The following is a 12,091-nucleotide window of genomic DNA, read 5'->3' on the forward strand; positions in this document are numbered from 1 at the left end:
ATGTAACAAGTAAGCTATTGTGTTGATTCGGAAGGTGGTCAACACACCTCAATCAAAACTACCGTCATCTCCTAAAGCGACGAAGGAGCGTAATAGGAGATTTGCTCTTGTGCTGCATTCAATAAAAAAGGTTGATGCTTTCACATCAACCTTCTGATCTTTTTACTAAGAACGACTAACCAAGCTCACAGTCTTTAGGACGCAACTGGAACTCATCAATTGAGCCTATCTCAACACCTACCGACAACTTCTCTTCTTCATTATGAGCGTTGCCGTGCGCATGCATAATCAGACGATTCGCTGTACGAGGTTTAAGTTGGCTAACCACAAAGCGCATCATGTCTGAGCGAGTTAGACCTTTGAGCTCTTCTAATACACGATCCCTCTGATTGAATTCCAAATCCTTATTGCCTATCGCAACCCATAAGCGTTGAGCACGACCACGCAAGGTGGTATCTGGCGTTGAAATTTGATTCCAAAGACCGCGTTTACTGCTGTGCCATTGATAGTCGTTAAGCTCTAGCAATACCATGTAAAAGGCATTGAGGAACTCGTCTATGGAAGCCAACAGATCTGCTGGGGCTGCATTAGGCGATTGCACATACAACACAATACCTGGGTGTCGGTTCAATGGCATATTACCAGTGCCAACCATATAGCCTAGCTGCTGCTTAGTACGAATCTCGTGGAAGAATGTGGCTGACATCAAGTGGTTGGCCAATGAATACAGTGCAATATTTGTAGGTGATATATCTGAACATTGGTAGTAAACCACGATGGCTGAATCATCTTGATTACAGACCACTTCGCGTTGGAAACTACCGTTATCACCCAGCATGATTAAAGGGCGTAGTGACTCTTCGTAAGACTGATCTTGAACACGCAATGCATCTTTTAGCGTTTCAGCCATCTTGTTCGCATCGGCTTTTTTCCAGTCACCATACACAAACATTTCGACATGCAGTTCAGCCAAAATAGCTTGAACAAAAGAAGAAAGCTCGTCGACTTCTATTGTTTCCAGCGCTTCAATTAAAACGGAATAGGGCGGGTTATTTGGCTGTAAGATTCCCGTCATCGCATTGAATAGCTGAGAAATAGGACGGTCTTGCGATGCGTTATTCCAGTTTCTGAGCAATTGATGCTTAATCGTTTCGAATCGTGTTGAACTAAAGTCGCGTGCTTGGAAACGTTCAAGAATCATATTGAGCAGCTGTGGCTGTTTTTCGCTAAATCCAGACAGAGTAAGTGTGACACCACCTTGATGGGTATACATGTTGTAGCCCATGCCAGCAATCTCAGCTTGATACGTATCTTTTTCAAGCGAGTCTAAGAACATCTCTACACACAAGCGTGTTTTAACGATGTTTCTCGGGGTGGCAACTGAGTGTGGGCTATCTATAGCGATATACACCACACCTTTAGGAACTCGAAATTGATGGTCTTGGAGGTGCCATAACTTAAAGCCGTCCAGCTCTTCTAACAGTTGTGGGTGCTTAGCGTTACCTTCGAGTTCAGCAGGGTCTAAGTCGTAGCAAATAAACGGGTTTTTGCTTGGGAGCTCAAACTGCCAGCCGGGGTTGATGCATGTAAAGCATTGAATTTGCTCAGCGCTAAATGGTGTGAGCGAATAGGGCGTAAAGTACCATTTCGCTTCTCTGTCATATTCGAATCCTTGAGCAACAACGGTGACCCGCATGTTGTCGACGGTTAAGTAAGGAAGCAGAGAACGTTGTAACTCTTCGTCGAAGTGCGACATTTTGTAATCGCCATACACCACATCTTGCTCTTGGTAATGCTGCATGTTGATAACGAGATGGCTGACGACATCAAGTGGTCTTGAGGGCTCTTGAAAGCGGAAGGCTGATTCCAAAACAGCCCGTTTTTCGAGGTAACGCCACTCTTCAATACCTTGTTGTTCAATCAACTTAATGTACTGGAACACCGCTTGGATGATGTTATCGGTTTTGGTTAAACCTTCGATGGTTAATGAGCAACTGACCGTGAAATCACGATAGTTACTGCCACTTGCGCCGCCACCTGCTGAGAGGGAAGTAATCCAGCCTTTCTCTTTGAGTTGCATCATCAAACTGCCTTCGCCTTCGTAACCGATAAGGTGTGCAAAGAACGATAATGGTTTAAGACCGTAGTGTTCATCCATGCTTGGCATTGGGAAGGTTAAGATAAGTTTGCGCACTTCTTTGATCGGTTTAACGTGTACTTGTACGCCCGTGCTTAATTCGCCAACAATCGGCACTTCAACCTTTTTGCCTTGTAGTTGGTGGTTGGTAATTGAGCTAAAACGCTCCTCAACCCAACTTTGCATCTCGTCCAGTGATTGATTGCCAGACAGTGTCAATGTCATTAAGTCTGAAGAGTACTGCTGCTGGTGGAAAGCCAAGATCTCTTGTCGAATCGTCTCGCCGTTTCGGTCACCCAACGTATCGATATTACCGACAGAAAACTTCGAGAATGGGTGATTGTTATTCACTAGCTCTTTGGTCACTTGGTACAAGCGTCGCGAGTCGTCGTTGAGTTTCATTTTATACTCTGAATCAACGGCTTGGCGTTCTTTGTCTAAGGCTTCTTCGTTGAACAGGGGGGCAGTAAAAAATTGGCTGAAGCGATCGAGTGCATTTTCAAAGGCATTCAATTCAACATCAAAAAAGAAGCAGGTGTGTTCGGTTCCTGTCCAAGCGTTGTTGCTACCGCCATGCTGGCTGATAAAACTTTGGAACTCTCCGACCTTTGGATACTTTTCAGTTCCCAAAAATAGCATATGCTCTAAGTAGTGAGCTAAACCCTCTCGGTCTGTAGGGTCATCAAAATGCCCGACATTAACGGCGAGTGCGGCTGCAGCTTTTTGAGCGTTCTGATCGTGAACTAACAGTACTCTCAACCCGTTATCCAATGTTATGTAACGGTATTGATGTTCATCATTAGGGCTTAAATGCACAGATGCATCTCCAGAGAAGGTGGTTTTTAAATTATGTACGCGATGATTTAAGGTGCAAACCTCGCGATCATATTTTGGGATATGAAGTGCTTTTTGGCGACTTCTAAATCACTTTTATCGATTTTTATCAGTGATTTATTTTCTTTTAATAAGATTGTTAAGAAAGTCGAAGTCTTTAGCAAGTGACTTGATATAATTATTTATATAGACTGCGGTTTCTCTAGTTTGAGAGCCAAACGCTAAGTAGCGTATCGCTGATATGGGATATATCGACTTTCGAAATGTTACGTAGACAGGACTGAACATGAAAATATTCATAATGCGCCACGGTGAAGCAGAACATTTTGCTAACTCGGATGCAGAACGTGCGTTAACGAAGCGCGGTAAAATGGCGTCTCTTGCGGTAGCACAAGCTGCAAATGAGCAAGGGTTTAGCCAGTTCGATAAAGTGCTTGTGAGCCCATACTTGAGGGCACAAGAAACGTGGTTAGAAATCTCTCAAGCGTTTTCTGGAAAGAAAGTAGAAACCTGTGATGACATTACGCCTTACGGAATGTCTGACGATGTGTTTGATTTGACCATAGCAATGGCTGAAGTAGAAAAGCTAGAGACCATTTTATTTGTTTCTCATTTACCTCTAGTGGGCTATTTAACGGCTGAATTTGCGACGGGCATGGCGCCACCTATGTTCCCAACCTCAGGGCTCGCGTGTATTGAATTCGACCTTGAAAAACAAAAAGGCGAGTTGCTTTGGAACATTAATCCATAGCTGAGACCGTTTTCTCAAGATAAATTTAAGGGCACCTCATGATTATTGAGATGCCCTTTGTTGTTTCTAACGGATTATCTCGACCAAACGACAAGGTGCTGGACGTACTTTTTAGAATAAAGAGCAAGTCGATGGCTATTTATCTGGGATAGCAAGTAAAACCAGTAGCGCCCCATGGCCACCAAACTCTAAAGGCGCTTGGTGAAAGGCCATTACGTCTGGGTGCTGTGCTAACCATAAAGGCACTTTCTGTTTAAGGATGTGTTTACCGATGCCATGCTGTACACAGGCACATGCCACACTTTCTTTAATACAGTGTGCAATCATAGCCCCAAGCTCACGTTTGGCTTCTTGCTGAGTCATACCATGCATATCGAGATACACGTCGGGCACATAGACCCCACGACGTAAGCGCTTCACCTCATATTTAGAGACATCATCGCGTGCATAACGTGTAGGCCCCTCTTCGCTAAGATGCGGAATGAACTCATCCGAGAAATAAAACTCGCTATCACTGGCTTGTCTTGCCGTGCGAGTAATTTCTTTTTGCTTGGCATTTCTTTTTGGTTGCTGGACTATGGTATCCTGTTGCAACTTTTTAACGCCCTTTACTGCATCGTTGAATAGGGCGAAATCGTCATCGAAGTCGGTGTCTTTTTTGCTCATCAGGTTATGAATTCTAATTAGAAACGTAATTAGCAGTATTGTAGCGCTTTTCGGAGACAATTTTGGATAAGATTTTTGTAGAAGAAGCGGTATCAGAACTACACACGCTTCAAGATGTGATTCGTTGGACTGTTAGTCGCTTTAACGCAGCGGGCCTATTTTATGGTCACGGCACTGATAACGCGTGGGATGAGGCGGTACAACTAATTTTACCTACTCTTTATCTGCCGATTGATGTTCCTTCGCATGTGATGAACTCTCGTCTAACGAGTAGCGAACGTCTGCGTATTGTTGAGCGCGTAATCAAGCGTATCAATGAGCGTACACCAACGGCTTACTTAACCAATAAAGCTTGGTTCTGTGGCCTTGAGTTCTTCGTTGATGAGCGCGTTCTTGTGCCTCGCTCTCCAATTGGTGAGCTGATCGAAGCTCAATTCCAACCTTGGTTAATTGAAGAGCCAACTCGCATCATGGATATGTGTACGGGTAGTGGTTGTATTGCTATTGCTTGTGCTCATGCATTCCCTGACGCAGAAGTAGATGCGATTGATATCTCTACAGACGCACTGCAAGTTGCAGAGCAGAACGTTCAAGATCACGGCATGGAGCAGCAAGTGTTCCCAATCCGTTCAGATCTTTTCCGTGACTTGCCAAAAGAGAAATACAACCTGATCGTATCTAACCCACCTTACGTGGACGAAGAAGATATGAACAGCCTGCCAGATGAGTTTACTCACGAGCCAGAACTTGGCCTAGCAGCGGGTACTGACGGTCTGAAATTGGTTCGTCGCATCTTAGCTAACGCACCAGACTACCTAACTGACGACGGTATTCTTATCTGTGAAGTGGGCAACTCAATGGTTCACATGATGGATCAGTACCCAGAGATTCCATTCACTTGGATTGAATTCTCTAACGGTGGTCATGGCGTATTCATGATCACTCGTGAGCAGCTTGTTGCTTGCGCTGACGAATTCTCTATCTACAAAGACTAGGTAATAACGGCTAGTTTTTAGCTTAGTACTTGGTAAGACGTTCTATTTAAAACGTTTGAATTCAAACGCCATGCAGTAATGCATGGCGTTTTTTATTGCCGAAATTTAATGGATAAGTAAGCAACACAGAGTGAACGTGCTCAATATTTAGTTGCTTAATATGAATAGCTACCACATATTGGTGCTCAATATTTAGTCGTTTTAGTGAGTTAAGGAGAATTCGCGATGACCTTTGATACATGGATTTATTATTTTCTAGCGGTGTTGATCTTAACGGCATCACCAGGGCCAAGCTCTTTGTTGTGCATGACTAAGGGTGTGCAATCAGGCTTTAAGTTATCGATATTTACCGCCTTGGGTAGCGTGACTGCCATTACCGGAATCCTTACGTTATCTTTTACCGGTTTAGGGGTGATCATTGCTTCGTCAGAAGTGGTGTTTAATATCATTAAGTGGACGGGGGCTGCTTACCTTATTTATCTCGGTTGGAAGTCGTTACGATCGAGTCAGCAAGATTATGACAAGCTATCGAATCAACAAGCAGGCTCTCAACCTGTTAAAGAAAGCGCTGCACAGTATTATGTCAGTGGCTTTATTGTTGGTGCGAGTAACCCAAAAGCTATCCTGTTCTTTACCGCACTTTTTCCTCAGTTTATTGACCCATCGATAGCGCTATTTCCTCAATTTGTGGTGTTCGCTTTGACCTTCGTTGTGATGGAATTGTCTTGGTTACTGGTTTATGCCTACCTAGGTGCGAAATCATCAAATTGGTTGTTTGCTAAAGGTAGAGCTAAGGTTTTTAATCGTGTGACTGGTGGTGTCTTTATCGGTGCTGGGGCGCTGCTTTCTACGACAAGCAGAGCGTAATTTCCAATTTATCACAGGCCTGAATAGTTACAGAAAATTATTCAGGCTGTAATAAAAGGTTAATATTAATGTGCTTGCTGATGTCGGCATAAAGTCGATATATTGGTGTTACACCATCACATTCTCAGGAGAGATATATGCAGCATCAAGAAATGATTCAACACAGTAATTTTGGCGTAATCAGTCGTACTTGGATTTTCTCTACCCTTTCTCTTCTGGGTATTCTTGCTCTAATGTAGTCAGCTTTATGGCTCTATATTTTCAGTTTTATTATGAACACACTTGTTAAAAAGTCTTCAAAGTCAGAACTCTTCTTCTCTTAAATGTGGCTCTTCTCATCAGGCTAGCCACTTAACCTTTTCTTAGCTGTACCTTCCTCTCAGGAACCTTTTTCTCTGACGAATCTCTTTGTCTGATTAACTCTTTATCTCAATAGACTCACTGCATAACCTGATCTGAAGTTGTTATCAAACTGTGATAATCTTAAGTTATCATTTATCTACAGTGTATCTCTCATGTCTGTCTGGGATTCTATTTCATTTAACAATCGATTTACTGCATTACCTCGATTGTTCTATACCCCAATTCAACCTACACCGCTAAACAATGTTCAATGGCTCGCATGGAACCATAACCTTGCGGATGAACTCGGATTTCCGCTATTTGAAGATGCCTCAGAGGAATTGCTTGAGACGTTGTCGGGCAATGTTGAACCTGAGCAATTCTCGCCAGTAGCAATGAAATACGCAGGTCATCAGTTTGGCTCTTATAACCCCGATTTAGGTGATGGAAGAGGGCTGTTATTAGCTCAAGTTGTCGCGAAAAGTGGTGAAACGTTCGACTTACACCTTAAAGGTGCGGGTAAAACTCCCTATTCTCGTATGGGCGATGGTCGTGCGGTTATTCGCTCAACGGTTCGTGAGTATCTATGTAGCGAAGCGATGGCAGGGCTTAATATCCCAACCACACGTGCGTTGGCGATGATGACCAGCGACACACCCGTATATCGAGAGAAGCAAGAGTGGGGCGCATTGCTGGTGCGTGCTGCTGAGTCACACATCCGTTTCGGTCACTTTGAACATCTGTTTTATACCAATCAGTTGGCAGAACATAAATTATTGGCCGATAAAGTCATCGAATGGCACTTCCCGGAATGCCTGGATGACGACAAACCCTACGCTGCTATGTTTAATCAGATTGTTGATCGCACTGCGGAAATGGTCGCGCTGTGGCAAGCGAATGGTTTTGCTCATGGGGTGATGAACACCGATAACATGTCGGTCATAGGGCAAACCTTCGATTATGGCCCGTTCGCCTTCTTAGATGAATATGACCCTCGCTTGATCTGTAATCACTCCGACTATCAAGGTCGTTATGCCTTTAATCAGCAGCCTAGAATTGGATTATGGAATTTGTCGGCACTGGCTCACTCGCTTTCGCCGCTGGTGGATAAAGCCGATTTAGAGGTCGCGTTAGAACAGTACGAACCACAAATGAACGGTTATTTCAGTCAGCTGATGCGCCGTAAGTTAGGATTGCTTTCGAAACACGAAGGCGACAGTCGCTTGTTTGAATCTATGTTCGAGCTGATGTCGCAAAACAAAGTCGATTACCCAAGATTCTTTAGAACGCTATCGAACCTAGATACATTGCTGCCGCAAGACGTGATTGATTTGGTTATCGACCGCGAGGCCGCAAAGCTATGGGTGGATAACTACTTGCAACGCTGTGAATTGGAAGAGAGCTCAGTGGCCGATCGCTGTGAAAAGATGCGACAAGTAAACCCGAAATACATCCTCAGAAACTACCTAGCCCAACTTGCGATAGATAAAGCTGAGCGCGGTGATAGCAGCGATATTGATGCACTTATAGTAGTGCTGGCAGACCCTTATGCGGAACATCCTGACTACGAACATCTTGCTGCCTTGCCGCCTGAGTGGGGCAAAGCCATGGAAATCAGCTGCTCCTCTTAACCTCCTATGATTCTTTGAGTCGCTAAGTACAGGTAGAGGTCACTAAGATGTGATCTTTATCTGTTTGTTCGTCTAACTTTACAAACATGTCAATAATCAAATAATCGGCCAGCCTATACACTATGTGAATAAGTTGTAAATTTAATAGGTTTGGGCGATGCCTACAAATACTCGAATTCTCGTGGTGGATGATGATCAAGAAATCTGCGAGCTGCTGGAAGAGTACCTCACAAAATCGGGTTTCGATGTTTCTTCGGTGGGAGATGGTGTTGAACTCGAAACTCATCTGCAAAACAATGGTTATCCAGACCTGATTCTGCTTGATGTGATGCTACCCGGTGACGACGGTTTTACCTTGTGTCAGCGAGTCCGAAAACAATCCAATGTGCCTATCATTATGCTGACAGCGGTATCGGATGAAACCGATCAGATTATCGGCTTAGAAATTGGTGCAGATGATTACATCGCGAAGCCGTTTAGCCCTCGTCAGTTAATGGCTCGAATCAAAGCGCTATTACGCCGTGTACAAGTGGTGGACGACAAGCCAAGTGATGCATTGCCAAAGCAGATTATTTTTGGTGATTGGACGCTCGATACGCTCGCGCACCGAATCTATCACAACGAAAACTCAGAAGAGATGGACTTGTCGGGCAGTGACTTTTCTTTGTTGATGTTGTTCTTAACTCGTCCTAACGAAGTTCTCGACCGTGACACAATATCTTTCGCTACCAGAGGCCGTGAAGCGCTGCCTTTTGAACGTGGCATTGACGTACAGCTTAGCCGCCTGAGAAGCCGATTGGGCGACAGTGGTAAATATCCTCACTACATCAAAACCATGCGCGGTAATGGCTACATTCTTGCTGTGCCGGTTCAGTATGAACATTGATAATCAAGTGCTGTTAATGAACACCTTGCCAATGAAGTATTTCCTATGAACTGGTTGAGTCGATTAAAACCAAACTCTTTGGTCGCAAGAACATTGTTGCTGACGTTGTTAGCCGTTGTGATTGCTCAAGGCATCGCAACGTCTATATGGTATAGCGAATCAAAACACAAAGAGCTGGAAGGAATTCGTTCTGCCTCGTCGAGCATGGCGAACATGTTTGCTTCAACGGTGACTTTTTTCCAATCTCTACCCGTTAAATATCGTCATATCGTGCTGGATCAAATACGGAATATGGGCGGTACGCGCTTCTTTGTTTCTTTCAATAAAGAGGCTTTGATCGTTGAGCCTATCCCTGACACCCGCTTAAAAACCGCATCGATAGAAGCGATAGAAAGTGTTTTAAGTAGCAAGCTCAATAAAGTCGAATCAGTTCGGGTAGATTTTTCTCGACCTGAACACCTTCGCTTGCTCAAAAATGACATCTATTTGAGCGATCTCCCGCGATCGTGGGCACATCATACTTTAACGTTAGAGCCTCTTAATCCGCCAATTCTGGTTGTTCAAATAGAATTAACCAGCCACGAATGGGTATATATCGCTGCGTTGTTGCCAGCGCCATATGTAAAACTCGACGATACGATTCTCGGTCGTGAGCAAGTAATTTTCTTAGTTTCCTCGACACTCATTCTATTGGTTTTGACTTATTTGATGATTCGTCGCCAAGTGCGTCCTCTTAAAAAGTTAGCAAGAGCGGCTAATGAGATGAGCATGGATATTCAGCAGCCTCCGCTTAACGAAGAAGGGGCAACGGAACTGGTCACTGCCACCCGAGCATTTAATCGAATGCAGCAACGGATTCGTCGCTATGTGGCAGACCGAGAGCACCTTTTCTCTGCGATCTCCCATGACTTAAAGACACCAATCACACGTCTTAGATTACGTGCAGAGTTGTTGGAGAGTGAAGTAAAGAAAGACAAATTTAATAAAGATCTCGATGAGCTTGAGATGATGGTTAAAGGTGCTTTGCAAGCGGTAAGAGACACCGATCTACACGAGAATAATGCCATTATCGATCTCAACGAGATGATGCTCTCCGTGATTGAATTACACAATCAATACCAAACTCAGGTCGAGTTTGAACCTGCTGTGATTGAGCCTTTGGTAGCTAAACCTTTAGCGATTAAACGTGTGCTCACCAATCTTATCGACAATGCTGTGAAATATGGACAATCCGCCGAAGTCGATATCAGCAGTGATTCAGTGTGGGTCATTGTGACGATTCAGGATCATGGCAAAGGTATACCTGAAGACAAGTTAGAGTTGGTTTTTGAACCCTACTTTAGGCTGGCAACCGACGACCAAGGACACGGTTTAGGGCTCGGGATCTGCCGAAACATCCTGCATGGACACGGCGGAGATCTCATTATTCGCAACTCCTCTCAAGGTGGCTTAGAAGCCAAAGTCTATATACCAAGAGGCTTAGAAGTGTAATGTAACAATTGTGTTACATAGGGCTTACCTTTTGTTTCAATCTTATCAATCAGAATAAGTAGACTCTTTAATGAACCGGACGTCGAGTCCGCTAAACATGGAAGATAATAATGAAAATCAATAAAACCCTACTTACTCTATCTCTTCTTGCTGCCTCAACATTTTCTCAAGCTGGTGAAGTGGAAGTGCTCCACTGGTGGACTGCCGGTGGCGAAGCGAAATCCGCTGCCGTACTGAAAGAGATGATTGAACAACAAGGCCATACTTGGAAAGACTTTGCAGTTGCTGGTGGCGGCGGTGAAAGTGCGATGACTGTTTTGAAAACGCGAGCAGTATCGGGCAATCCACCTTCTGCAGCGCAGATTAAAGGTCATGATATTCAGGAGTGGGGTGGTTTAGGTTTTCTAACGTCTCTCGATGCGACTGCTAAACAAGAACAATGGGATGAACTACTTCCAGAAGTAGTGACTAAAGTGATGAAGTGGGATGGTGAATATGTGGCAGTTCCTGTCAACGTTCACCGTGTTAACTGGCTTTGGGCAAACCCTGTTGTTTTAGAAAAATCGGGTGTGACAGTTCCAACGACATTAGATGAGTTCTTTGTTGCTGCAGACAAGATTAAAGCGGCTGGCTTCATTCCATTAGCTCACGGTGGTCAGCCTTGGCAAGACGCGACCGTATTCGAAGCCGTGGCACTTGATGTACTAGGCAGTGAAGACTACAACAAAGCGTTCGTTGATCTTGATATGGACGTATTATCTGGCGACAAAATGGTGGAAGTGTTCACCAAGTTCAAAAAGATGCGTGATTACATCGACAGCAACTCTCCTGGTCGTGATTGGAATGTAGCAACCTCAATGGTTATCAATGGTGAAGCAGCGATGCAGATCATGGGTGACTGGGCGAAAGGTGAATTTACTGCGGCAGGCAAAGTGCCGGGTAAAGATTACATCTGTGCACCAGCTCCAGGTACTGCCGGCCAATTTACTTTCAATATCGATAGCTTTGCGTTCTTTGAGTTAAGCGACCAAGAGAACCAAAAAGCGCAGCAAGACCTAGCGAAAACCATTCTTACCAAAGATTTCCAAGAAGTCTTCAACCTTAACAAAGGTTCTATCCCTGTACGTCTAGATATGGACATGTCTAAATTCGACCAATGTGCGTTGGATTCAATGGCTACCTTCAAAGCGAGTGCTGAATCGGGCGATCTTGTTCCGAGTATGGCTCATGGCCTAGCGACAACAAGCTATGCTCAAGGCGCTATCTATGACGTAGTGACCAACTTCTTCAACGAGAAAGATGCCGATCCTAAACAAGCGGCAGCTAAGTTAGCAAAAGCAGTGAAAGCGGCTATCTAATCTAACTTGATAAGTGACACACAACGCACGTGAGTGACGGGCTGTGTTGCTTTATCGAACCCCCAGGGTGGGTAGGCTCGTAGGGAGCCTATCTGCTCTTCACTCCCAATTCTGATATGCGTGATGCTGATGT

The 12,091-nt window shown here is 44.4% G+C and carries 9 protein-coding genes; 7 read left to right on the forward strand and 2 right to left on the reverse strand.

Features of this window, described 5'->3' with window-relative positions; all coding sequences use genetic code 11:
- Nucleotides 1–175: 175 nt before the first annotated feature.
- The gene (locus tag OCV30_RS04620) at nt 176–2,953 is read right to left on the reverse strand and encodes an insulinase family protein (RefSeq protein WP_065678607.1); all 2,778 of its coding nucleotides are present in this window, start codon (nt 2,951–2,953) and stop codon (nt 176–178) included.
- A 304-nt stretch (nt 2,954–3,257) separates the two neighbouring features.
- On the opposite strand from OCV30_RS04620, the gene sixA reads away from it, so the two are divergent.
- The gene (gene sixA, locus OCV30_RS04625) at nt 3,258–3,722 is read left to right on the forward strand and encodes a phosphohistidine phosphatase SixA (RefSeq protein ID WP_012603460.1); all 465 of its coding nucleotides are present in this window, start codon (nt 3,258–3,260) and stop codon (nt 3,720–3,722) included.
- Nucleotides 3,723–3,857: 135 nt separating this feature from the next.
- On the opposite strand, the gene smrB is transcribed toward sixA, so the two are convergent.
- Complete coding sequence (smrB, locus tag OCV30_RS04630; protein WP_065678608.1) at nt 3,858–4,388, reverse strand: endonuclease SmrB; 531 nt, start codon at nt 4,386–4,388, stop codon at nt 3,858–3,860.
- A gap of 62 nt (nt 4,389–4,450) precedes the next feature.
- Between smrB and prmB the strand changes: the two genes are divergently transcribed.
- From prmB to OCV30_RS04660, 6 genes are all read left to right on the forward strand, one after another.
- On the forward strand, nt 4,451–5,383 hold the full coding sequence (prmB, locus tag OCV30_RS04635; RefSeq protein WP_009848509.1) for a 50S ribosomal protein L3 N(5)-glutamine methyltransferase: 933 nt from the start codon (nt 4,451–4,453) through the stop codon (nt 5,381–5,383).
- 225 nt (nt 5,384–5,608) lie between these two features.
- On the forward strand, nt 5,609–6,250 hold the full coding sequence (locus tag OCV30_RS04640; RefSeq protein ID WP_065678609.1) for a LysE family translocator: 642 nt from the start codon (nt 5,609–5,611) through the stop codon (nt 6,248–6,250).
- Between the two features lie 515 nt (nt 6,251–6,765).
- Nucleotides 6,766–8,223: a protein adenylyltransferase SelO gene (locus OCV30_RS04645; RefSeq protein WP_065678610.1), complete on the forward strand. Its 1,458-nt coding sequence runs from the start codon at nt 6,766–6,768 to the stop codon at nt 8,221–8,223.
- 157 nt (nt 8,224–8,380) lie between these two features.
- Complete coding sequence (locus OCV30_RS04650; RefSeq protein ID WP_017104017.1) at nt 8,381–9,109, forward strand: response regulator; 729 nt, start codon at nt 8,381–8,383, stop codon at nt 9,107–9,109.
- Nucleotides 9,110–9,154: 45 nt separating this feature from the next.
- On the forward strand, nt 9,155–10,600 hold the full coding sequence (locus tag OCV30_RS04655) for an ATP-binding protein (RefSeq protein WP_065678611.1): 1,446 nt from the start codon (nt 9,155–9,157) through the stop codon (nt 10,598–10,600).
- Nucleotides 10,601–10,710: 110 nt separating this feature from the next.
- Nucleotides 10,711–11,958 carry an ABC transporter substrate-binding protein gene (locus tag OCV30_RS04660; RefSeq protein WP_009848504.1) on the forward strand — a complete coding sequence of 416 codons (1,248 nt, stop codon included), beginning with the start codon at nt 10,711–10,713 and terminating at the stop codon, nt 11,956–11,958.
- Nucleotides 11,959–12,091: the final 133 nt, after the last annotated feature.

The organism is Vibrio atlanticus, assembly GCF_024347315.1.
GTDB lineage: Bacteria > Pseudomonadota > Gammaproteobacteria > Enterobacterales > Vibrionaceae > Vibrio > Vibrio atlanticus.

What these genes read in the sequence shown, in the direction of transcription:
- sixA (WP_012603460.1), top strand. Translation starts at nt 3,258, where the DNA reads ATGAAAATATTCATAATGCGCCACGGTGAAGCAGAACATTTTGCTAAC.
- smrB (WP_065678608.1), bottom strand. Translation starts at nt 4,388, where the DNA reads ATGAGCAAAAAAGACACCGACTTCGATGACGATTTCGCCCTATTCAAC.
- OCV30_RS04640 (WP_065678609.1), top strand. Translation starts at nt 5,609, where the DNA reads ATGACCTTTGATACATGGATTTATTATTTTCTAGCGGTGTTGATCTTA.
- OCV30_RS04645 (WP_065678610.1), top strand. Translation starts at nt 6,766, where the DNA reads ATGTCTGTCTGGGATTCTATTTCATTTAACAATCGATTTACTGCATTA.
- OCV30_RS04650 (WP_017104017.1), top strand. Translation starts at nt 8,381, where the DNA reads ATGCCTACAAATACTCGAATTCTCGTGGTGGATGATGATCAAGAAATC.
- OCV30_RS04655 (WP_065678611.1), top strand. Translation starts at nt 9,155, where the DNA reads ATGAACTGGTTGAGTCGATTAAAACCAAACTCTTTGGTCGCAAGAACA.
- OCV30_RS04660 (WP_009848504.1), top strand. Translation starts at nt 10,711, where the DNA reads ATGAAAATCAATAAAACCCTACTTACTCTATCTCTTCTTGCTGCCTCA.